The organism is Oribacterium sp. KHPX15, from assembly GCF_900107835.1.
GTDB lineage: Bacteria > Bacillota > Clostridia > Lachnospirales > Lachnospiraceae > Oribacterium.
In genome coordinates, this window is sequence record NZ_FNRG01000007.1 from 50,231 (window position 1) to 74,273 (window position 24,043).

General features: G+C 44.6%; 18 protein-coding genes, 1 tRNA gene and 1 pseudogene. 3 read left to right on the plus strand and 17 right to left on the minus strand.

The genetic code is table 11. The annotated features are described in order from the left end of the window. Positions 1–117: 117 nt before the first annotated feature. From BLV86_RS06325 to BLV86_RS06335, 3 genes are all read right to left on the minus strand, one after another. A complete protein-coding gene (locus BLV86_RS06325) occupies positions 118–1,389 on the minus strand; it encodes a dihydroorotase (RefSeq protein ID WP_090815713.1) in 1,272 nt (423 codons plus the stop codon). Positions 1,390–1,722: 333 nt separating this feature from the next. Beyond that, complete coding sequence (locus tag BLV86_RS06330; RefSeq protein WP_090815714.1) at positions 1,723–2,511, minus strand: hypothetical protein; 789 nt, start codon at positions 2,509–2,511, stop codon at positions 1,723–1,725. A 228-nt stretch (positions 2,512–2,739) separates the two neighbouring features. Further along, a complete protein-coding gene (locus tag BLV86_RS06335) occupies positions 2,740–5,238 on the minus strand; it encodes a bifunctional diguanylate cyclase/phosphodiesterase (RefSeq protein ID WP_090815716.1) in 2,499 nt (832 codons plus the stop codon). Between the two features lie 205 nt (positions 5,239–5,443). Here BLV86_RS06335 and BLV86_RS06340 point away from each other — a divergent pair, with 205 nt between their 5' ends. Beyond that, a complete protein-coding gene (locus tag BLV86_RS06340; RefSeq protein ID WP_090815717.1) occupies positions 5,444–6,481 on the plus strand; it encodes a lysylphosphatidylglycerol synthase transmembrane domain-containing protein in 1,038 nt (345 codons plus the stop codon). Here BLV86_RS06340 and BLV86_RS06345 read toward each other — a convergent pair. Further along, entirely contained in the window at positions 6,433–7,467 is a 1,035-nt protein-coding gene (locus BLV86_RS06345) for a glycosyltransferase family 2 protein (RefSeq protein WP_090815719.1), read from the minus strand. The genes BLV86_RS06340 and BLV86_RS06345 overlap by 49 nt on opposite strands. Positions 7,468–7,845: 378 nt before the next feature. On the opposite strand from BLV86_RS06345, the gene mgtE reads away from it, so the two are divergent. Beyond that, positions 7,846–9,198, plus strand: coding sequence for a magnesium transporter (mgtE, locus tag BLV86_RS06350; protein WP_031554577.1), 1,353 nt, complete (start codon positions 7,846–7,848; stop codon positions 9,196–9,198). A gap of 144 nt (positions 9,199–9,342) precedes the next feature. Here mgtE and BLV86_RS06355 read toward each other — a convergent pair. The 8 genes from BLV86_RS06355 to BLV86_RS06390 all read right to left on the minus strand — a co-directional run bounded on the left by BLV86_RS06355 (position 9,343) and on the right by BLV86_RS06390 (position 17,049). Next, positions 9,343–9,415, minus strand: a tRNA-Thr gene (locus BLV86_RS06355). 522 nt (positions 9,416–9,937) lie between these two features. After that, positions 9,938–10,480: a shikimate kinase gene (locus BLV86_RS06360; RefSeq protein WP_242873253.1), complete on the minus strand. Its 543-nt coding sequence runs from the start codon at positions 10,478–10,480 to the stop codon at positions 9,938–9,940. Between the two features lie 236 nt (positions 10,481–10,716). After that, a complete protein-coding gene (gene aroE / locus BLV86_RS06365; protein ID WP_175456456.1) occupies positions 10,717–11,604 on the minus strand; it encodes a shikimate dehydrogenase in 888 nt (295 codons plus the stop codon). Between the two features lie 94 nt (positions 11,605–11,698). Further along, on the minus strand, positions 11,699–12,418 hold the full coding sequence (locus tag BLV86_RS06370; protein ID WP_090815722.1) for a YoaK family protein: 720 nt from the start codon (positions 12,416–12,418) through the stop codon (positions 11,699–11,701). Between the two features lie 215 nt (positions 12,419–12,633). Further along, positions 12,634–13,377 carry a 23S rRNA (guanosine(2251)-2'-O)-methyltransferase RlmB gene (gene rlmB / locus BLV86_RS06375; RefSeq protein ID WP_031553830.1) on the minus strand — a complete coding sequence of 248 codons (744 nt, stop codon included), beginning with the start codon at positions 13,375–13,377 and terminating at the stop codon, positions 12,634–12,636. Between the two features lie 130 nt (positions 13,378–13,507). After that, on the minus strand, positions 13,508–14,053 hold the full coding sequence (locus BLV86_RS06380) for a Mini-ribonuclease 3 (protein WP_242873254.1): 546 nt from the start codon (positions 14,051–14,053) through the stop codon (positions 13,508–13,510). Continuing rightward, entirely contained in the window at positions 14,038–15,444 is a 1,407-nt protein-coding gene (gene cysS, locus BLV86_RS06385) for a cysteine--tRNA ligase (protein ID WP_090815726.1), read from the minus strand. The genes BLV86_RS06380 and cysS overlap by 16 nt, the downstream gene beginning before the upstream one ends. 195 nt (positions 15,445–15,639) lie before the next feature. Next, positions 15,640–17,049 (minus strand): S1C family serine protease, encoded by a 1,410-nt coding sequence (locus tag BLV86_RS06390; protein ID WP_090815728.1) that lies wholly within the window; start codon positions 17,047–17,049, stop codon positions 15,640–15,642. A 259-nt stretch (positions 17,050–17,308) separates the two neighbouring features. Here BLV86_RS06390 and BLV86_RS06395 point away from each other — a divergent pair, with 259 nt between their 5' ends. Further along, on the plus strand, positions 17,309–18,235 hold the full coding sequence (locus BLV86_RS06395) for a diacylglycerol/lipid kinase family protein (protein ID WP_031553819.1): 927 nt from the start codon (positions 17,309–17,311) through the stop codon (positions 18,233–18,235). Between the two features lie 36 nt (positions 18,236–18,271). On the opposite strand, the gene ispF is transcribed toward BLV86_RS06395, so the two are convergent. From ispF to ftsE, 5 genes and pseudogenes are all read right to left on the minus strand, one after another. Next, entirely contained in the window at positions 18,272–18,745 is a 474-nt protein-coding gene (gene ispF / locus BLV86_RS06400) for a 2-C-methyl-D-erythritol 2,4-cyclodiphosphate synthase (protein WP_090815730.1), read from the minus strand. Positions 18,746–18,853: 108 nt separating this feature from the next. Then, positions 18,854–20,236 (minus strand): S41 family peptidase, encoded by a 1,383-nt coding sequence (locus BLV86_RS06405; RefSeq protein ID WP_175456457.1) that lies wholly within the window; start codon positions 20,234–20,236, stop codon positions 18,854–18,856. Between the two features lie 279 nt (positions 20,237–20,515). Then, positions 20,516–21,814: a murein hydrolase activator EnvC family protein gene (locus BLV86_RS06410; protein WP_090815734.1), complete on the minus strand. Its 1,299-nt coding sequence runs from the start codon at positions 21,812–21,814 to the stop codon at positions 20,516–20,518. Then, positions 21,811–22,719: a cell division protein FtsX gene (locus BLV86_RS06415; protein WP_031553807.1), complete on the minus strand. Its 909-nt coding sequence runs from the start codon at positions 22,717–22,719 to the stop codon at positions 21,811–21,813. The genes BLV86_RS06410 and BLV86_RS06415 overlap by 4 nt, the downstream gene beginning before the upstream one ends. A 615-nt stretch (positions 22,720–23,334) precedes the next feature. Further along, positions 23,335–23,988: pseudogene (ftsE, locus tag BLV86_RS18620) on the minus strand (cell division ATP-binding protein FtsE); the annotation flags it as partial. Positions 23,989–24,043: the final 55 nt, after the last annotated feature.

Sequence of the window (24,043 nt, forward strand, 5' to 3'; positions counted from 1 at the left end):
GGCTCAAAAAAGCGTTGATAGATTTGGCTATAGGGTGAGTTATATATTGAAAACTCGCCCTCAAAAACACCACAGTGGACGGTTCTCGCCGGCGAGAACCGTCCACTGTGGTGTTTTTTAATCCCTGAAAACTATCTCACCGCCGCAGATGGTGGTCTTTATTTTTCCGTAGAGCTCCCAACCGATGAAGGGGGAGTTTGAGGCTTTTGAACGGAAGCTGTCGCCCACCGTCCACTTTTCTTCAGGATCAAAGATTACGAGGTCTGCATCAGCTCCTTCCGATAGTGTGCCGGCCGGAAGCTTATAAAGCTTTGCGGGATTTATGGTAAGGGCTTCGATGACTCTTTTGAGAGGCACCTGACCGGTGCGGACAACGCTTGTCAGAACGAGGCCGAGAGCTGTTTCCAGCCCGATCATGCCGCTTGGTGCCGATTCGATGGGCTTCGACTTCTCTTCTTTGCTGTGAGGTGCGTGATCCGTGGCTATCATATCGATGGTGCCGTCACGGAGACCTTCTATAAGCGCCTGACGATCCTTCTCTGTTCTCAGCGGGGGATTTACTCTTGCGAGAGAACCCTTTTCGAGAACCAGCTCTTCAGTGGCAGCAAGATGCTGAGGGGTTACCTCTCCGTATACTTTTATGCCCATTTTCTTTGCCGACCTGAGTATATCTACTGTTACACCGCTGGATATGTGCTGGATGTCCAGCTTTGCTCCGATCTTCCGGTTCAGCATTACATCCCTTGCAACAAGCACGTACTCTGCTTCATCCGGAGCTCCTCCCAGGCCAAGCTTGTCCGAAACCACACCCTTGTTAACTCCTGCACTGAACATCAGCGCCGGATCCTCTTCATGAAGAGATATGGGAACGTCGAGCTCTTTACATTTCTTAAGTGCCTGAAGCAGCAGCTTCTCATCTGCTATTGGAACTCCGTCATCGGTGAAGCCTGCAGCCCCTGCAGCAAGCAGCGCCTCCATATCGGTAAGCTCCTTGCCCTGCATCCCGGCTGTAACATTGGCAGCCTGAAGGACATGGATGGGAAGCTGTTTTTCCCTTGAGCAAAGCTCCGCCAATGTTTCCACCGAGTCAACAGGTGGTTTGGTGTTTGCCATGCAGATGACTGTGGTGTAGCCCCCGGCAGAAGCGGCAGCCGCACCGGTGGTGATGTCTTCTTTATAAGTAAGTCCGGGGTCACGGAAATGAACATGAACGTCTATGAAACCCGGAGCCACTATCAGGTTTTCCGCATCTATAACTGTGTCGAAGTTCAATGCCGGATCTACGGCACCTATGCGTTCTATTTTTCCTTTATCGTTTATCATCACATCTGTTATGGTATCAATGTTGTTTGCCGGATCAATAACTCTTCCGCCTTTGATCAGTTTCATTTCGTCCTCCGGATGTATAAGTATTACGCATTGTTTTGCGTTTATTTTTATATTATAAGGTTTTTACGCAACAAAAAAGAGGTAAGCCATTGTATTGGTCACTTACCTCTATATTGTTGTAGGTTTCATTAATCCCTACCTCCTACTTTTCGTAGAATTTTGCTTAAATTTAGTATAGATTATTGCAAACTCTTTTGCAAGGATTTCGTAAGATTTATGTTATAAAAAATATACATATAAGTTATGGTGACTTCCCCGGGAAGTTATAACAAAAAAACGGTATTCCAAAACAGAAGATACTATCCCGGAATACCGTATTTTATATTTGGAAAGCTATACGATTCCGCTGTCAAGATCCGCCAGGGAATCCCTTACCTTCACGCTGTTTGTCTCTGCCATGTAGGAAGCATAAGGTACAAGAAGGTAATCATTGGTGCCGTAGAGATCATTGGCAGAGGTATCTACAACATAGTCGGCGCCGCCGATGTTTACGATATTATAGGTATGGCTGCCGGTGCTGTTGTGTGCACATTCTGCCTTAACATTAAGACCGCAGTTCATGCCGATGATGTAGAAGCTTGCTGTGTATCCCCTGCAGTTGGTGATGCCGCTTTTAAAGCCCTCCACCGCACTGGAGGATGAACTGGTATGGCGCCGGAAGGAAAAGCTGTCACAGATGTAGTTATTGATGAACACGGATTTTTCTCTGTCACTCATGCCGGAGGTCATAGCCTTTACAGCATTGATGTGATAAATGAGAAGATCCAGATCCTGCTCTCTTTCAGCATAGTACTCATCATCATAAGTTCCTGATTTTCCGAGACGCAGAACGAAGGACCGGTCAGTAAGGTCAGCTACGGACTGTCTGTTGACATTGACCAGTGAAGTCATAGTTATGAAGTCATTGTCACTTCTTGAAAATGTTCCGATGGTACGTACATCACTGCCCGTATCCAGACCAAGTTCCTTTTTCAGCATTTTTACGCCCATACTTCTGACATTGGGATCAGTTTCGCCTGCATAGAGAGCTTCGATTTCGGCTGCTGAACAGCCATAGGCACACAGAGACCCTGTGAATAGAAACAGTACAACTAAAATGAATAAAATACCCCTTTTAAACATAAGTTACACCCCCGAAAGCAAATACCCCTAATATTTACATTCACATATTATTTTCGGATAATATTTCCAAAAAAATAAGACTTTCGGAGCGTAAATTTAATAAAAGTTATTTATGAAAATAATTTCCCTGAAAAACGGATTTATGAAAACGAAAAGGAGCGGACTGAACCGCTCCTTTTATAAACGCTATAAGGTTGTCACGGAATGATGAACAGAGAGTTCTTTCATCTACTCGATTGCTTTAAACTCTATTGCATCCTCCGGATTCAGAGGCTTAGAGAAATAGTAGCCCTGAATGGCATCGGCATTAAACTCCCGAAGCTTTTCGTACTGCCACTTCTCTTCCACACCTTCTATGGTGATAAGCTTTCCGATGTCGTGTACCAGCTGTATCACATCTCTTATAAAGGCATCCTTGCCCTCTACCAGGTAGGTATCCACCAGAGATTTATCGAGCTTAACATTATCAACCGGCACATAGGTCAGATATGCAAGTGATGAGTAACCGGTTCCGAAATCATCAAGAAGAAGCTTTATGCCGAGCTTTCTGAAATCTTCAAACAGTTTTCCGGAAGTCGCAGACTCTTCCATCAAAAGACTTTCCGTAATCTCGATCTCGATGTACCCCGGGTCTACTCCGTACAGCTTGAGAAGCGATTCCAAAAATTCAACATAACCCGAGTCGTTGATCTGTCTGCTGGAATAATTGACGGATACAGGATAAATGGTCTTCCCGGCTTTCTTCCACTCTGCCAGCTGCTTTACTACAAGAGCTGTGGTGGCACGGCCAAGTTTTGAGGCCCATCCGTTTTTTTCTGCTATGGGAATGAACTGTCCGGGTCCGTAAGGTGAGTCCTTAAGCCGAACCAGCGCTTCATAGCCGATGACCTCTTTTGTCTGTGCGGAAACCTTCGGCTGGTACTTCATGTACAGGCCGTCGTTCTCCAGTGCATTCAGAAAAGCCTGTTTTACGTTGGTTTCCTCGGCAAACTTCTGCTTCATCACATCGGTATAAACGCAGACCATGTTTTTTCCATGCTCTTTGGCTTCAAACAAAGCCATCTCAGCATTAAGGATATGGTCCTGAGGTTCGGTGACTCCGTCAGAGTTTGAGATACCTGCACTTGTTGAAAGAAGTATACCCACATCCTCCACCATGAAAGGCTTGTTGAAGATATCCACTATGCCGGTAACTATCTCCGAATCTTTGTTGAGCCAATTGCCGGAATTGATGACGATAAACTCGTCTCCTCCGTATCTTCCCAGAGTAAGGTCGAGGGAGTCCGCAAAGCTTTTCAGACGGTCTGCTATGTCATTAAGAATCCGGTCTCCTATTTTGTGACCGTAGTTTTCATTTACATCCTTGAAACCGTCGATATCAAAAAGCATAACAGAGTATCTGTGGTCAGCCTTTAAATTATTACGCATATATTTCAGGATACTTCTTCTGTTCAGGAGATCCAGAAGCTCATCATGCTCAGCCTGGTACTGGAGCATGAATTTGGAGTTTTCTATCTCGGATTTGGATTTTTCCAGATCCTTTACATGCATTTTTTCGTTGATGAAAGCGAAGCTTATGGCTGAGACAAGACACAGCATGGAAATCATCAAAAGAGCAACAGCGGGGATGATTTCCTTGTAAGTTTCGCGGAATGACAGTGGTCTGTTAATATAGACGGTATCGTCCGGAAGCATTTTTTCGCTTATACCGTAACGTTTCATGAGACCATAGTTGAAACATGTAATGCTTGCGGCATCGGTGTAGAGCCCAAAATCGGATACCTTTGCACCATTGATCAGGATGTCAGTCAGTATGGTTGCAGCCAGTCTTGCCTGGTCGAAGGCATTCATGTAAGTTCCGCCCAGTATTCCCACTTCTCTTCCTCCCACATAATTTCTCATAATGGGAGCGTCTGTGTTTTCCTGGATGATATTTGCAATATCCAGGAGGGAATATTTATGTCCGGTGGCATCATTGTAACAGGCCATGAAAAATATGATGGAGTCATCCGGTAATGTTTTCAGCTTCTCTATTATCTCTGCCATGGTGAGTTTTGCGGCATTGAGTTCTATTACAGTGTAGTCCGGGAAGGACTTCATATACTCATTAAATTCATCAATATCCACAAGGCCTGCTTCGGATTCGTCATGGAGTGCCACAAGAGTCTTTCTGTCCGGCATGGAATTCATGGCGGTTTTAGCGGTATCCACTATATAGTCCGGTTCGAAAACACCGGTCATATAAGGATTGGCAACTGCTTTCTCAGCCCTCTCTTTATTGTTGATGGCAAAGAATACTATGGGCAGATCCTTGAAGAATTCCTCCTGGTGATCCATAGCAAACTGGAGAGCGTTATCATCGCTTACCACAATTCCGGTGTACTCTGCAGAGTTGTTGTTGAATCTTTCTTCGAAAAAATTGTAGAAACTGGATACATCTGAGTCGCCCTTGAAGCTCTTCACATCCATGAAAGAAATGTCAAATTCGATTCCATTGTCCAAAAAGACACTTTCCAGGCCGTTTTTCTTATCATCGTAATTTGCATGCATGGAATCAAAGGAACTAAGGAAAAGGACATTCTGTGTTATGGGGACAGGGGGCTTTTGTTCATCCGGCTTTTTTCTTACTGCATAATAGGTGATTTGGGATAATGCTAAAAAAAGACAAAGTATACCTGTGGTGGCTATAGTGAATCTTAAAAAATTAAAGATGTTCTTTTTTGGCATACAGGTATATTCCTTTATAGCTGGTAAATAATATGGGCGCAAATAACTGTCTCGACAGAATCTATATCGTCATATAATGAACATTTATTAATTAATTTGGCAAAATGAACTGCGTAAAATACCGTGCATATGCGGCGGTGACACATACATTGTATTATGGTACAATTTATTGGGTGGACGAGGGAAACGTCCACGGAGGTAATTAATGAATTTATGGAAGAATAAATCTGTTTTGTTTGGCGTGCTTCTCCTTTTGGTACTTGGGGGAGCAACGTTTTATATTATATATAAAGAATTGAATGGACATGATATAGCGGGTACATTAAGTCATGCGGATATTCGCTGGGTGGCTGCCGCGGTGATTTCCATGATCCTTTATTCTATCGCTGACGGTGTAAACATCAGAAGATGTCTTCGGCTTACGGGATACCAGGTAAGTGTGCCACAGATGATGAAGTATGCATTTGCAGGATTCTTCTTCAGTTCCATAACACCTTCTTCATCAGGAGGACAGCCGGGACAGTTGTACTTTATGTACAGGGATAAGATCAAGTTGTCTCACGGGACTTTTTCTCTACTGTGCGCTTTTCTGAGTTATCAGATTATGGCAGTTGTATGGGGAATCATCGGAGTTATCTTTATTCCCAAAGGGATAATGAGTCTGGGAGGACAGTTTTCCTACGTATTCCCAATAGGCTTTGCTATAAATATTGTAACGATAATCATCCTGATATGCATTCTCTTTTCCAGGCGGATGACCATATTGTTTGCGTACGTAGCACTCCGTTTAAACCGTAAAAAAAATAAACCGGGCAACAAAACCGAAATAATGCGATTTTTCGCAACATATCGTAAGGCTGCCGGTTTAATGAACAGTAATAAGCGGGTATTTCTAAAGATACTTCTGACTTCATTTGTGCAGATGTCACTTTTCCATTCGATACCGTTTCTTTGTGCCAGGGCTTTGGGCTGTAATGATTTCAGCTGGTTCACCGGAGTCTGCACCCAGGGAGCTCTGTTCCTTTCCGTTTCCTCTCTTCCGCTTCCGGGAGCTGCAGGAGTTACGGAATACGGTTTTGCACTGTTTTTTGCAGATCTCATACCGAAGCATCTCATGGGCAGTACCATGATCCTGTCACGTTTCTGCAGTTTCCTGTTCCCGCTTATAGTGAGCGGCTCCCAGCTTCTGCTTCTTCAGTTGAGCGCCAGCAGACGGCGTCCGATCCGGAATGCAATGCGGTAGACCGGATAGCATATAAAATGTGGAAGGATCCGGATTGGACGGATGGGATGTCTGTGCAAAGGTTTACTCATTATCCAATTATAAACATCAGGCTTCTTTTCCATTATTTCATCGAGGAACGATTCCATCAGTTCCTCGTTTTCTTTTGTTCCGGAATGAAGAAGTAATGTAATGGTAACCAGAGAGATCAGTTCTATATAATAGTAAAAATACTCTCTCTTAGGTGTGCTGCTGATGTTTTCCAGGGCCAGGTCATAGATCATGCGGCGGTTTACTTCAAGCTGCATGTTGATTCTTTGCAGCATGATGTTTACATTAACAGACTGGTCAGCCCGTCCTATAAAGTAACGGTAAAGGTCCACATCCAGATAAAACATACTTTCCACGTGTACCAGAGGATATGATACGAACAGGTGATCCACGTAGAAGGTGTGCTTCGGAAGCTCCATATTGCAGCTTACGAGCAGATCTGTTCTGAAGGTGGTGGCATGCATGAGAAGATAGGAACCCATCTCAAATTTTTTCACTTCATTCCAGGAGAAGCGGCGGTTTATGGGCAGGTTCTTATGGTAGTTGATGCTGCAGCTCCGTTTTTCAATGACATTTTCATGGACGTAGTTTGTGATGATAAGGTCTACCGGATCGCCACTGTCCTGCATTTTCTTCAGAGTTCCGAGAAAGATATAAAGAGCGTTTTCGTCGAGCCAGTCATCGGAGTCCAGGACTCTGAAATAAAGACCGGTGGCTTCCCGAAGACCTGCCATAACAGCATCTCCGTGTCCTCCGTTTTCTTTGTTTACAACCTTTATTGTGCCGGGATATCTTCCGGCGTACTCTTCTGCTATTTTTTGTGTATCATCCGTTGAGCCGTCATTAACAACGATTATCTCTATCTGGTCCCTGCCGGGCAACAGACTTTCGATTGAGTGACGGACATATTCCTGAGAATTGTAGCAAGGGATTGCCACTGAAAGAAGTTTATGCATCGTATAACCTTTTCTTTAATCCGAAATTACCTTTGACGCTAAAAACAATTCTCAAAAGGACAACCTTAAGTCTGCTTTAAGCGTATTTCTACGGCTCGAATGATTGTACCATATATTTGATGTTCACGAAACTTTTTAATGAAGTAAAACCTTGACTTTGATATTTTATAAACATAGAATTGAATCGAAAATCGTTCCTGTTTTTAAATTCTTTTGAAGGGTGGTGGTCATATGTCAAGTGACAGTCGAAGTTCAGATACTGTTCCCCGAAGTACACATAATATGATCACGGCAATCTTCTGCTGCAACACCCGGAATTCCCTGTAAAGAGTATCTTCCTGTGTGCGGCTTATTTTGCCGTATAAAAGGAGATACAAGATGGAAGAAAAGAATAATGTTTTTGATGAGCTTCTCACCATGTTTGAAAACAAGGAGTACCTGAAGCTCCGTGAGGCGCTGTCCGAACATAATGATGCGGATATCGCTGCATGGATAGAGGAACTCGATGAAGAGCGAATGCTTAAGATATTCCGTATTCTGACCAAGAATCAGGCTGCGGACGTTTTCTCGTACCTTGATGTGGACCTCCAGCAAAAGATCATCAGCGCAATGTCCGAAAAAGAAGCGGCAGGAATCATTGATAACCTTATGGCGGATGATGCTGCAGATCTTATGGATGAGATGCCGGCGAACATCGTTACAAGGATACTGGCCAATGCCAATGCCGATACAAGGCGTGAGATCAATCAGCTTCTGCGCTATCCGGATGACAGTGCCGGAAGCATCATGACCGTGGAGTTTGTGGACCTTAAGGAAAGCTCTACTGTCAGGGAAGCCATAGAAAGAATTCGTAAGGTCGGTGTCGACTCCGAGACCATCGATGTTTGCTATGTACTGGACAGCGGCAGGCATCTCCTTGGAACCGTAGCCCTGAGATATCTCCTGCTCTCAAAGGATGATGAGATAATCGGGGACATAATGCATGAAAATGTCATTGCCCTTAATACCATGATGGATCAGGAGGAAGTTGCGAGACAATTCAAGAAGTACGACTTTACCACCATGCCGGTAGTAGACAATGAAAACAGGCTTGTGGGTATCGTTACAGTCGATGATATCGTGGATATCCTGGAAGAAGAGGCCACAGAGGATATGGAAAAGATGGCAGCTATCCTTCCTTCCGATAAGACCTACATGAAAACCAGCGTGTTCGAAACCTATAAAAAGAGGATTCCCTGGCTTCTGCTTCTCATGGTAAGTGCTACCTTTACCGGTGCCATCATTAAGTCCTTTGAGGACGCCCTCAGTGTGTGCGCTGTGCTTGTGGCTTACATTCCCATGCTCATGGATACAGGCGGTAATGCCGGCGGCCAGGCGTCTGTTACGGTTATCCGTGGATTGTCTCTCGGTGAGATTGAATATTCCGATGTTCCCGGGGTTATCTGGAAGGAAATCAGAGTTGCTGTTTTCTGCGGACTGACATTGGCAGTTGCCAATTTTGCAAAGCTTCTCATCTTTGATCATGTGGCTGTGCCTGTAGCTATCACGGTATGTCTGACGCTTATTGCAGCGGTACTTATGGCTATGCTCATAGGCTGTGTGCTTCCGGTTGGAGCAAAGCGCCTTGGTTTTGACCCAGCGGTTATGGCGAGTCCTTTCATCACTACAATCGTTGATGCTCTCTCGCTGTTGGCATATTTCAGGTTTGCGACGATGATTTTGAAGCTGTGAAAAAACCCGAAATCTCATGTGATGTCATGGGATTTCGGGCTTTTTGTTCATGAAATTATGATAGGACCCTTGCAGAAGAAAGGCTTAGGAACTGCACAAGCTTGCAATTTCCTAAGCCTTTTTTGATACTACAGAAACAAAAAAAGCTGGTAACCGGAATCGGACCGGTGACCTCCGCACTACCAATGCGACGCACTACCGACTGTGCTATACCAGCATTTGCTCTCTCAAGTGAGAACCTACTAAATTTAGCATATGGATATACCAATGTCAATATACAGTTGAAAAATTGATAAAATTCAGCCGGTGGACCGAAACAGTTCAGCCGGTATGCCTTATTTTCGCAGTGAACAAGGCATTACATTGACCCATATTCCGGTTACTAGGATTTGAGTCATCCTGAATGGCAGGTTACAATGACTCAATTTCAGGTAATCAGGATTTGAGTCATCCTGAATGGCAGGTTATAATGACTCAATTTCAGGCAATCAGGATTTAGGTCATCCTGAATGGCAGGTTACAATGACTCAATTTCAGGTAATCAGGATTTGGGTCATCCTGAATGGCAGGTTACATTGACTCAATTTCAGGTAATCAGGATTTGGGTCATCCTGAATGGCGGGTTACATTGACTTATATTCTGAATTCTGAGTTTTAAGGTCAATCAGTGGTTCCAATAACTCCGGATGGTGGGGAAAAGAGCCGACCAAGGTCTTCGCGAACCATGCCGGCTGAATCGTCAGGAATTCACAACAGCCTGCACCAGTTCTTCGCAGATTTCCTGAACTGTCTTTCTGTCTGTAGCAATGATGATATCCGCAGCAGCCTCGTACTTTGTGCTTCTCTTCTCCTGCAGGCTCCGGATGAAATCAACATTCATGTTGCCGTTGAGGATTGGGCGATCGCCTGAATCCTTTACTCTTTCAAGGGTTGTTTCCGGGGTTGCGGTGAGAAGGACTATGGTGCTTCCTTTTTTCAGGTTTGTAACATTTTCTTCCCGAAGAACCGCTCCGCCGCCACAGGAAATGATGGTGCCACTTGATTTTTGGAGGTCAAGGATGACCTCGCTTTCACATTTCCTGAAGTAGTCTTCACCGTGCTTTTCGAAGATGTCCTTGATGGGCATGCCTTCACGACGGACAATTTCCGCATCAGTGTCCACTTCTGTCATTCCAAGCATGTCTTTAAGGCAAGAGGAAACCGTGGATTTTCCTGCTCCCATAAAGCCGATGAGGGCAATGTTCTTTTTCTTCAGTTTTTCGAGGGTCTGAGGGTTTGTCACTTTGGTTTCCTCCTGTTTTAGATAAAATCATGCTTAATGAAGAAAAATTAGTGTAAAAGTTGTAATCGTTCAATCAACATATTTAATAAAAATCAAAGTTTATTTAGATTTTAAAGATGATCCCGTTTCTCCGGTTGACTTACTTTGCTGTTTTTCGAGAATGCAGTCAATCCTAAGGCAACAATATTATAGTCATGCCTTGGTGGAGCTGTTACTAATAGTTTCCCTCGCCTAAGTCATATATCAAAGTATTTTTCCTTCACGATCTCCACCGGCATTTTCTTTCCGGTCCAGAGCTCGAAGGCAGCAGCCCCTTGGTAAAGCAGCATGTACATGCCGTTAAAAGCATTGAGTCCACACTCCTCTGCCATTTCAAGAAGCTTTGTTTTCCGTGGGTTGTATATGACATCGGAAACCGTAAGTTTCTCATTCATCCCGGAGGCTCTGTCCGTAAGCCAGGAAGCATCCTTTATGAGATTTCCTTCCGGATTCGGTGCCATACCAACGTTTGTAGCATTTATGAGGAGCACAGATTCAGAAATCTCCCGTTTCATCACATCATCCTCGTAATCATAGACCGTGACCTTGCAGGAAGTGGCATCATGTATTTTTTTAATGGTTGACGCTGTTCTGTCCTTGAACCTGCTTCCTGAGCGTTCAAAAACAGAAATCTCCTTTGCACCATCCAGTGCCAGCTGGGTGAGCACCGCAATGCCGGCACCTCCTGTTCCCAGCAGGGTGATTTTTTTTCCAATGTAATCGACCCCGGCCTGTCTCGCTGACTCCGTAAAACCGATTCCGTCGGTGGTGTGTCCTGTGACGGTTCCGTCATCCTCAATGACCACGGTATTTACGCTTTCAGCAATCTTTGCGGCTGTACTCAGTCTGTCGCAAAGGGATACCGCTTCTGTTTTAAGGGGCATGGTGAGGTTAAAGCCTCTCACTCCCATCTTCTTGAAACTGTCAAGAACGCCGCTGAGCTCCCCCTCTTTTACATCAAATGCAAGGTAGCAGTAGTCAAGGTCAAGCTGCTTAAAGCCTTCGTTATGCATGGCAGGAGAAAGGCTGTGAGCTACAGGACTGCCCAGGAGGCAGATCATCTTTGTATGTCCGGATATATTCATGATAAATCTCTTTCCGCTATCTTATAACTTTAACTGCCGAAGATGGATACGGTCATCATGATAGCTAAAAAACAGTAGGTTTGTCGGAATAGTTTCAGTGCCCTCTGGGCACATTTCCCAAAAGGTTTTTTTCGTAAGTTCTGTCTGCTTTCATCAGGTTTATGAAAACTACAAGGAGCACGATGCCTGCGCCCCAGATAGATTTATAGCTTACCAATCGGCATCCCAGAGTACCCACATAAGCTCCAGCCATAAAAATAATGAGCATGCTTAGATGGAGCTTCCATCGCCTTGTTGCCTCTGGATTACCGTCACGAAAAGCTTTTACCAGGTTTGAACCAAACTGTCTTATGTGGTTGGTGCAGAAAGTTGTTGCCATACCTATACCCTCAGACTGCCTGAAGGTGTTGAATTGCATGGCACAGATAAAGTTAAGAGTAACCTGACAGATCTGATCCGGCCATTCTGCCGGCATAAGTCCTAACAAAATTACGGCAATTAATTCGATGCCCACAAGGATGGTGTCCCATCTGAGCAGATGATATTTCTTAACCGCCTTTGCCAGAACCTCTGAAAGGATGGTTCCACCCAGGTAGGCGGCAAATGGTATCAGGTAGTAAGCGGCCTTTCCGTAGTTACCGTTCCCTAAGTTTAAGCCAAGGAGAACAACATTGGCAGTCTGTGCATTACAGAAAACGCCTCCGCGAATGTTGTAGGTATAAGCACCGTAATAGCCTCCCACAAATATAAGTGACCAGAAGACCCATATCTTCTCGCACTCCAGAAATTCTTCCTTCTCTGATTTTGTTTCCATAAATTCTCCAAAATAGATTCGTAAACGTAATTAACTGCCATTTCTGAGTTAGCCTAGTTTGCGTCTACTCGTAAACAATTAATGTAGTGTAAGTATGCTCATTAACGAGTTTTAATAATAAATGTCTCCCCTAGGATAACCCTTTTTTTTATAAAATAAAAGTCGGGCACTATACCCGACTTTTATATCTTATATTATGTTTGAGATTTTATACATCATCCATTCAGTCTCTGACGCACAATCTCATAGGCCAGAACACCGCAGGCCACAGAAGCATTGAGGGAATCAATGTTTCCGAACATAGGAATGGAGGCTACCATGTCGCACTTCTCCTTTACGAGTCGTGATACGCCCTCTCCTTCATTTCCGATAACGAGACCGATGGCACCTTTCAGGTTCAGCTTATACATCTGCTCGCCATCCATATCGGCACAAACAAACCAAAGTCCTTCCTTTTTCAGATCTTCGATGGTCTGACCGATATTTGTAACCTTGGCAACCTTTGTGTATTCCAGGGCACCGGCTGAAGTTTTGGCAACTGTTGAGGTGAGTCCCACAGCACGTCTTTCGCGAATGATTACGCCGTGTGCGCCTGCAAGATTAGCCGTACGGATCATGGCACCGAGATTGTGAGGATCTTCTATTCCGTCCAGAATAAAAAGAAACGGGCTTTCATTTTTCTCCCTGGCATAGTCAAGTATTTCCTCAACTGTGCTGTAGTGGAAAGCTGCAAGATAAGCTATGGCACCCTGGTGTGAACCCTGACCGGCAATCTCATCGAGTCTTTCCTTTTTAACGAATTCCGGCTTGATACCGGCTTTCTTTGCTTCTCTTATGATGGTGGAAACAGGACCGTCATGAACACCGTCCTGCAGAAACAGACGGTCAACTGTTTTTCCGGCACGAAAAGCTTCGATAACCGGATTTCTGCCGATGATGGTAAATTGTTCGTCTCTCATATATAGACCTTTCAAAAGTTAATTAATAAAATGCAGAGGAGTTAATTGATGATCTGTCCTCAGAAATAGCACATATTTTCGACTCAATGATACTCTTCGAAAATCACATACCAATCATCATCTGGGATTTTTAGGAATCCGGATTTTCTGCATCAGAGGAATAGTCATTATCAGGAAGTTCTGTCTTTTCCTCATGCTTTATCTTCCCGTATTTGTCATGCAATTCCCGGAGATGATGGATGCCCATGGCTTCAATCTCCAGCAGGCGTTCGTACTGTTCTGTCAGATACAGATACCCGATAAGAGCCTCAAAACCTGTGGCGCGACGATACTCCTGGATGGAGCTGTTCTTACTGTGGGTTACGGACTTCTGGTTCCTGCCTCGCCGGTAAATAGACATCTCTTCCGGAGTCAGTATTTCCTTCGCAATTATATACCCCATGATCTCCGACTGGGCATGGGCACATACAAATTCGGTTTTCTTTCGGTTGATGGCATTGATGGAACCGGGGAAATGGGTGACCACATACTCCCTGACTGCGAAATCATAGATGCAGTCCCCGATATACGCAAGAATAAGCGGGGATGTTGTTTGGACATCCACCGCCTTAAGATCAAGTTTTTCTTTGTAAAGTTTGATAAAAGATTCTGTCATGGACATTATGCTCTGCTCCACTTAACGCCCTCACGGGTATCCTTGAGAACGATGCCCATTTCGAGAAGCTTATCTCTTATTTCATCAGCCTTTGCAAAATCCTTAGCCTTACGTGCAGCCTGGCGCTCTTCGATGAGCTTTTCAACCTCTGAATCCAGATCATCCTTTGCTACCACTGTCTTGATTCCGAGAACGCTCATAAGAAGTTCTATCTTTTCGAGTACGTAGTCTGCAAATGCCTTGGTGCTTTCTTCTGTGACAGAAACATTGGCAATCTTTACAAGCTCAAAGATGGCTGTGATGGCATCGGCAGTATTGAGATCATCATCCATCTTCTGGTTGAACATATCCTGCTGTGCGTCCACGCTCTTTACTGTCTCAAGCTCGGCTGCTGACATGTCGCTGCCGGTTAACTTTGCGCTAAGCTCACGGAGACGCTCGATGGCAGTCTGTATACGCTCGAGAGAGGTCTTTGCACTGTCCATAAGATCCCTTGAGAAGTTAAGAGGATTACGATAGTGTGCGCTCAGCATGTAGAATCTGAGAACACGGGGATCATACTGTGAAGTAATGTCTCTGACCGTGAAGAAGTTGCCCAGGGACTTGGACATCTTCTGATTGTTAATGTTTATGAATGCATTGTGCATCCAGTAATTTGCGAATTTTTCGCCGTGAGCCACCTCATACTGGGCGATTTCATTCTCATGATGAGGGAAAATAAGGTCCTCGCCGCCGGCATGGATGTCGAGACGTCCACCACAGTATTTGGGAGCCATAACGCAGCACTCTGTGTGCCAGCCCGGACGGCCTTCGCACCATGGTGACTCCCAGTAAGGCTCTCCCATCTTCTTTGGCTTCCAGAGAACGAAGTCTGTTGAAGTTCTCTTGCCGTCCTCGCCGGAAACCTTCAGATCACGGAAACCTGACTGAAGCTCATCAATGTTTTTGTGGCTGAGTTCGCCGTAATCTTTAAATGATGTTGTATCGAAGTAAACGGTTCCGTCCTTTGCAACATAGGCACTGTCCTTTTTAACAAGAGTATCGATAAGGTCGATCATGCCCTGGATCTCTTCTGTGGCACGGGGATGGATAGCCTCCTCGATATTTAAGTCAGCCATATCCTTCTCAACTTCTGCTATATATCTTTTGGTAATGTCGGAGCACTCAACGCCCTCTTCATTAGCCTCTTTTATAATCTTGTCATCTACATCGGTGTAGTTGGAAACGTAGGTCACCTTATACCCCTGATATTCCATATATCTTCTGAAGGTATCAAAGACGATCATGGGACGGGCGTTTCCGATATGAATGAAATTGTAAACCGTAGGGCCGCAGACGTACATGCGGATCTTTCCCGGCTCTATGGGTTTAAACTCTTCCTTCATGCGTGACATCGAATTAAAAATCTTCATAATATCTCCTTTGCCTCCAAGGCACGGTTTTACGCTTATAAAGCGAATCTCCCCGCAGGCTACATGAAGTTTATTTTAGTATTTAAGCGGTTTTGCGTCAATAATAAACAAGACAAAGCCGGAGGGCATCAATTGAAAAACTTGTCACAGCGACTCATTTTCAATTGATGCCCTCCGGCTGTAGATTACTTATTATTACTGATGCTCATTGAAGAACTCTTCAAAGGTTCTCCAAAACTCATCGGAGTCCATTGAGTAGTTTTCGGAATTCTGGCTGCTGCCATCATTTCCTGACTCACCGTTGTTTCTTGCGAAAGGATCGATACTCTCCTTCTGTCCGTCAGAGGAAGCATTATTTGAGGATGGTGACTGGCCCAGAACCACGTCAACATTAAGCTCGTCATACTTGTCACCGTTAGGTCTCTGAATAGTGAGAGTTACTGTTTCACCCACACGATATTTTGCAAGGATTGAAGATAGATCTGTAAAGTTCGTTACTCCCTGACCATTCATTGCGGTGATAATGTCTTTTTCCTGAAGTCCCTCGTTCTGAGCTGTTGAGCCTTCGATGAACTTATAGATAAATACACCCTGAGGCATTCCGAAGCTTTCGGCTGTTTGAGCATCAATGTTCTTTACCATGATGCCGAGGTAGCCTCTCTCTGATTCAGGGATCTCCTCACGTGTCTCAAGAGAAGAAAGTGAATCAACGATCTTCTTTGCCTTTGAGGAAGGGATGGAATAGCCCATGCCTTCTATGGAGGTGGAGGTATATTTTGCAACGTTAATGCCTATAACCTCACCCTTCATATTGATAAGAGCGCCGCCGGAATTACCCGGGTTAATTGCAGCATCGGTCTGAAGAAGACCTGAAGATGTGCCCTTGCTTGTGGCAACGTCTCTGTCCTTTGCTGAGATGATACCTGTGGTAACTGACTGACCGTAGCCGAGAGCATTACCGATAGCTACTACCTGATCTCCTACTTCCAGCTGATCGCTGTCACCGAGAGTTGCGACGGAAATAGCTTCCATTGTCTTTGTAGGGATGTTTTCAAGCTTTATTGCGATAAGAGCCAGATCTGCGGCAGCATCTGTTCCCTTTACAACGGCATCAACTGACTCGTCATCTATAAAGGTTACGGAAAGAGACTCAGAGGACTCAACCACGTGATTGTTTGTAAGAATGAGAAGCTCTGTGTCTGTCTTCTGCACTATCACACCCGAACCGCTGGCAGGCACTTCAGTTTCGTAACTCTGATAGTTTCCGAAGATAGAATAGCCATTCTGACGATACTTGACCATATTTGTTATGGCCACAACTGATGGCATGGCATTCTTTGCAACCTCAGTCACACTGGTAAATGACGAACTGACCGGTGCAGTCTGAATAGTTGATGGTGTACTTGTAGTAACCGGCGTGGATTCTGTTTCAACCGGTGTGTTTGATTGTTCCCCTCCGGCAGGAGCTGTTTCGTTGACAGCATTAATTGATTTCTGATATGCAATTCCTGCCTTCTGAGCAGCTATATTTACTCCAACCATTGAAGCGCCGGCTACAACGCCGAATAAAAGAGCTCCTGCAATGATTCCAGCTATTCGTTTCATTTTTTCCTCCTACCTGTGAATGCTACTGTATATGGATGTTACTGCCCCTAACATATGACGGAAAATCCGAGGGAACAGTTTGAGTAATTTCCTTTGATAATGTGTATCATACTTACTTTCTGTGTTCAATTTGTGTCTAATCAAAGTATTTTTTGTGTTGCTTATTTGAAGTTTGAATTTCGACTTATTTAATAGTCTTTTTATACATGAACAGATTTTTCGATGCTATACTCTCTGTTAGTTATAGCTTGGAGGACAAATGTATTATTTTATTGTAAACCCTGCGGCTACCAATGGTCGTGGACGTATAATCTGGGATAAGGTTCTCAGATATCTTAAAAAGACTGAAAATGCCGAAAATTTTGAGGCTTATATAACAGAAAAAACCGGGGATGCCCGTGATTATGCACATAGATTATCAGATGATCAGGAAACAAAAACCATTACTGTCATAGGTGGTGAGGGAACTTTCAATGAAGTTGTGGACGGAGTAAATATGGATGGAGATAATATTTCCCTCGCCTACATTCCCACAAACGCTGACAATGATGTGGCCCGTTCCTTCCGAAGGAAATATAACCTGAAAGCACAGTTGAAAAGACTTTTTAATGATTCGGATGAGGTACTTCTGGACTACGGAGTGTTAAACTGCTCTTCCATGAACAGAAGGTTTGCTGTCAGCTCCGGAATAGGACTTGATGCAGCCATCTTTCTTGATCTTTATGATGAAAAGTGCGCTTGTGAAAAGCAGAAGAAAAAGCTTGACCGGATTCAGAGATTTAACTATGTGAGAACGGTTATGAGGGAGCTTTTCAGAACAAAGCCCACAAAGGGTTATGTTATCCTGGATGGGAAAAAACATGAATTTAACAACGTTTTGTTCATTTCCTGTCACGTTCACCCTTATGACGGCGGATACATGGTGTGTCCCGGTGCCAGTGGTAATGATGGCTGGCTTGATGTATGTATAGTAAGCACCAAGCAGAAGTGGCGCTGGTATATCATTCTGTTCTCAAGTATTTTCGGGCTTCATGTGACCCGTACCGGGGTCCATCTCTATCGCTGCAAGTCGGCAGAGATTCACATGACAGAGGCACTTCCCGCCCACGTGGACGGTGAGTCCATCGGAAAGCAGAAGGATTTTACACTGAACTGCATTCCGCAGAAGTTGAAATTGAGGATTTAAAAAGAGCAGGCGAAAAATCGCCTGCTCTTTTTTGGTTTACAAATTTTCTATCAGCGCCACAGCCTGTGAACTGATGCCCTCACCTCTTCCGGTGAAGCCGAGATGCTCTTCTGTGGTGGCTTTTATGGAAACCTGATTTATATCAAGACCGAGGGCGTCGGCAACATTCTTCCTCATTTCCGGAAGGAAGGTCATAAGCTTTGGTCTCTGGGCAATGATGGTGGAATCTATGTTTCCAACTTTATATCCTTCTTTTTTCAGGATATTTCCAACTTCCTTCAAAAGCTTTATGGAATCTGCACCTTTATATGCAGGATCATTGTCAGGGAAATGCTGACCGATATCTCCCAATGCAGCAGCGCCTAAAAGAGCATCCATGATGGCGTGTACGATCACGTCCGCATCGCTGTGACCGTCAAGTCCAAGCTCGTAAGGCACTGTTACTCCGCCAAGGATAAGCTTTCTTCCGGGAACCAGTTTATGTACGTCATATCCTGTACCTATTCTCATTTTTATCTCCATTCCGCCGCCTTTTTTATGTCGGCACTTTCAGTGCAAATATTTTCAGAATCGATCCGATGATGATCATGGATCATAAAACTATAGCAGGTTTTCGGTTCAGTTACCATTTACCAGGACTTCGATGGCCTTCTTCATCTGAAGGTCATCCTCCAGGGAAACCATGTACTCATCAGCTGTGCTGCCAAGCTGGATCTCGATGTCAGGAACTATACCTACCTTATGGATGTTGAGCCCTGATGGTATGTAGTAGTAATGGGTTGTGAACTCAACGGCAGAACCGTCGGCAAGTGTGGTCACTGTCTGGACTATTCCCTTACCGTAGGAGGTGGTGCCAATGACTTTTGCGACACCATAGTCATGAAGACAGCCTGAGAAAAGCTCTGCGGCAGAAGCTGAATTCTGGTTTTGCAAAATGATGATGGGGATGTTTATCTCGTGACCGTCGTGTGCGTACCACTCCTGTCCTTTTCCGTTTTTGTTTCTTGTATAGGCAAAAAGAGTCTTGCCCTGCTGGAATTCCTTGTTTCCTTCAGTGAAGGTTGTCAGGTTATCCGGAAGTATATAGTCAAGCAGCGATGAAGCGATCTCAATGTCTCCGCCTGTATTGCCCCTAAGGTCAATGATAAGTGCTTTTACCTGATCTTCGTTGATAAGCTTGTCAAGGGCTGCCTTAGCCTGCTTTCCTTCTGTACTGTAGAAGTTTCCAAAGGACATATAGCCTATTTCATCTGCTGAAAGACTCTGAGCTCCGGAACCTGAAATGACAGAATCCGGAATGGATATGCCAAGTCGGGACAGAGTTCCGCTGGTTACCTTAGGAACTTCCACATCGCCTCTTGTGATACGCATGGAGACTTCCTGATCACCTCTCTTTACAACGCAATCGAGAGAGGTGCCCTTGTCACCCTGAATCATATTCTGGACCACATAGGAAAGGGACATGTCGGAAATGTCTATGCCGTTAACCTTGTAAAGTATATCTCCGATCTGCATTCCTGCATTTTCGGCAGGGCTTCCCGGATATACTTCGATAACGATACACTCATTGGTATCCTCCATCTGATGAACTATGGCACCTATTCCGTAATAGGTTCCGTTCTGTTTGGATTTCCGATCGTTCATCTCTTCCACACTATAGTAGTGTGCATAAGGATCCTCGTCTGTGAGTGAGGCAAGAAGACCTTTATAGATGTATGTTTCAGCTTTTCCTGGATCTTCAGGGAACAGATAATTCTGATCTATAAGAGTCTGGAGAATGCCAAGCTTTCTGGCAAGAGCCGCCATATCGATGGAACCGGTTACGACAGTTGAACTGCCGGTTTCGGCAGAGGCCGTTTCACTTGCGACAGTGGTTTCCAAAGCTGTACCTTTATCCCCGGCCTTAAGTTCTGATGCACTCGCCAGAGAAAGGTAAGCATTACCGGAACCTCTGTGATTAAGGTAATCATTGATAAAAGGCGGGATGCCGAAAAAATACACATAAAAAGTACTGCCTCCTATGGTGAACATGATAAAAAGTCCAAGCAGGAAGCCGTAAACAAAGTCGAAATTTCCAAATAAATGTCTTTTGGGTTTTTCGATTTTCTGCGTAGTTTCGTTTTGATTTTCTGGTTGATTATTTATATTATTATCGTTTTGCATAAAGGATATTATATGTTGCCCCGGACTTTTATACAAAGAAAATTTTTATAAATTCATTTTATGGAAAAATGGAATTAAAAGCTCCCACCTGCGTAGTCTCAAGTGGGAGCTGAATTATCACAGATAATTTTCCGGATTTACATAGGAACCATTTTTACGTATGCCAAAGTGCAGGTGTGGTCCGGTTGAGTATCCTGTTGATCCGACAGATCCGATGCTTTCGCCCTGGGATACTTCATCACCTTCGGAAACATTGAGGCTGGACATATGCATGTAAACAGTGTAAGTGCCGCTTCCATGGCTTATCATGACGTAATTTCCGGCACTTGCGGAATAGGTGGCAATGACCACCGTGCCTGCTGCTGAAGCGATGACATTGGATCCGCTGGGAGCTGCGATGTCGATGCCCTTGTGGTTGGAGCTTGCGCCCTCTGTGGGGGATTCTCTGTCGCCGTAACCGCTGGAGATTCTTCCGCTGCTTGGAACCGGCCAGGTAAATCCGCCGGTCATGGTTCTTGATTTGTAATCTGATTTTGCACTGTCAGGATCCCTGCCTTCGGCTTCAGCCTTTCTTCTGGCCTCTTCTTCGGCTTTCTTGCGGGCCTCCTCTTCCTGACGCTCTATCTCCCGCTCCATGGCCTCGATATTGGCCTCCTGGGCACTGATATCCTCATAGAGGTCATCTATCTTGCTCTGCTGACTCGCAATCTCACTTTGGGCATTTGAGATCTTTTCCTTGTAGGCGGCCAGTTCCTGATTTTTCTGGTCAAGAAGAGCCTGGAGACTCTGCTGCTTTGCAACCTCCTGATTCTGCAGGTCCAAAAGCTGGGCATTTTCTGCCTGAAGCTGAGTCTGGGTGTCGCTTACAAGCTGGCGGGTGGACTCATATTCTGCAAGTTTATCCCTGTCGTATTTCGTTATCCTGCTGATGTACTCTGCTTTATTAAGAAGGTCAGACCAGCTCTTTGCATTCAGGATCATATCAATGAAATTGGTATCACCCTTCTCATACATGAATTTGATGCGAAGTTTCATGCTGGCGTACTGGTCGGATTCTGACTGGGTGGCTTTTGCAAGCTGATCCTGTGTGAACTCTATATCCAGCTGTTTCTGTGTAATGTAATTGTTGATGGTTATAAGCTCATTGGTCACTTCGGCCATGTTCTGATCCAGAGCTTTGATATAAGCTGCAGTATCTGATTTTAATGCTTCAAGATCTTTGATTTTTTCATTGACCTTTTTCTGCTCCGATTCCAATGTATCTATCTTTGCTTTATTCTCATCTATTTTCTGCTTTGAGTTGTTTATGGACTGCTTTTCTTTTTCTGCCGCAAGGTTAGGCACGGTGGTGAAACAGAGAGACAGTGCCAGGGCAAGTGGCAGCAGTTGTATTTTTTTAAAATAATTATTTCTCATACCCTTAAGGACTTTCTTATGGTGAAAAATGAAACTATAAAGCCTACTCCCACGCCGAGACCCAGGGCGATGATTACCATCATAGGGAAGATCGTTGTGATAGGTATAGGTGCAAAAAGTGTGCTAATGCTTAAGAAGTGATCATTCACATATGTAACAGCCTTTTCATAAATAAAGTACATTCCTATCAAAGGAATGACTGATCCGACAAAACCGAGAACCACTCCTTCCACAAGGAAAGGCAGACGGATCATAAAGTTCGTGGCTCCGATCATTTTCATGATCTCATTTTCTCTTCTTCTGAATCGGGCAGCGACTGTGATGGTATTGGAAATAAGAAACACCGAAACTGCCAAAAGTATGCCTATAATGATGAGGCTAAGGGAGGAAATGATGTTGTTTACGGTACTCAGTCCCTTTACGGCTGCATTGGAATAGTTGACCTGCCTCACTGAATCAAAAGTGTACAACCAGTCAACTATGGCCTTTTGATCATCGATATCGTTAAGGAATAACTCGTAGCTCTGGGAGCCTGCCAGAGGATTGTCCTCGGCAAAAGCCTGAGCCAGAAGTTCGTTGTTGGCAAAATAATCCGACTTAAATTCAGCCCATGCATCTTCAGCAGAAGTATAATGTGCGCTTTTAACTTCTTCTCTTTCTATGATGGCCTGTCCCACAGACTGTACAGTTTCGGGAGATGCATCATCATTGAAAAAGACGGTGATACCTACTGTGGTTTCCGCATTTTGTGCCATGTTCTGAACATTGGAAACGATGGCAAAGAAAAGGCAGAAAAGAAAAATACAGGCGGCTATGGTTGCCGTTGAGGCCGCAGAAAAAAGGAAGTTGTGACCCATGTTTTTAAAACCGGAGCGGATGCAGTAGCCCCAGGCATTTGGTTTCATCATTTATGCATCCTCCTTTCCGATTTTATGATGCGGGCGGTGTGAGCCCTTCAGACCGCGGCGGGGCTTCTCAGTCGGGTTCGGTTTGATTTCAGGCATATAGTAGCCGGATTTTGAGGAAACAGAATGATCTTCAACAGAGCCGTCAGCGGGTTGTTCTGTTTCATTTGAGGAATCTGATGCCTTCCCGGCAGAAGGTCTGATTTCAGAATCCGGCTGTTTATCAGAAACATCAATGGCATCATCTGATGTATCCGGCTGTTTATCAGGAACATTAACTGTATCAGTTGATCTTTCAGGCTGGCTTTCAGCTGTCTCTGGTTCTGCCCAGTCCTCATCCCAATCGTCTTCCCAATTACAGCCTTCTTCAGGTTCTTCATAATGCTCATCAAAATCATCCTCAGAAGTATCATCACTTGTTTCGAAGGCGTTTTCCTCGTAATCCTCTTCGGAAGACTTTTCGATGCTTTCTTTTGATCTGTCCCCAGGCTTCGGTTCACCTGCCTTTTCTGTATTGCTGTCTGAATTTGTATCAGTATTAATCTCAGCGTTTTCGGCTGCGACTGCGGAAACGCCGACTCTTATCTCAGTGGTTCCGGACTCCTCCGGTACAGTATCTGAAATTATCTCCCCCAGTGACATGCGGACAGTGCGCTTTTTCATACGATTAACCATTTCACGGTCATGGGTGATGACTATAACTGTTGTTCCCTGGGCATTTATACGTTCAAGAAGATGCATGATTTCCAGGGCATTTTCGTGGTCAAGATTTCCTGTCGGTTCATCGGCGATCAGAATCTCGGGGCGGTTTACAAGAGCTCTTGCAATGGCTGTACGCTGCTGCTCTCCGCCGCTAAGCTGTCTTGGATACGAACGGCTCTTGGAGCTTAGTCCGGTGAGTTCCATGATTCTTGAAACATTTTCTTCTATCTCAGCATTGGTTTTGCCGATGATAAGCTGGGCAAAAGCTATATTTTCATACACTGAACGGTCTTCAAGGAGTCTGAAGTCCTGAAAAACCACTCCCAGGCGTCTGCGGTACTTAGGTATGTGGCGTCTGCGGAGATGTGTAAGGTCAGTGTCATTAACAACGATGTAACCCTCGTCGGGATCCAGTTCCTTGGTGAGGAGGCGGACTAATGTTGACTTGCCGGAACCGCTTCGTCCGACAATAAAGCAGAATTCGCCGTCTTGTATCCGGAGGTTAAAACTATTCAGTGCAGTGACACCGTTTTTATAAGTTTTGGTAACATTATTGAATTCTATCATTTAAATGGATTCTTTCTGTGGATTTTAAAGTGCAATTATATAATAAAAAAAAGCC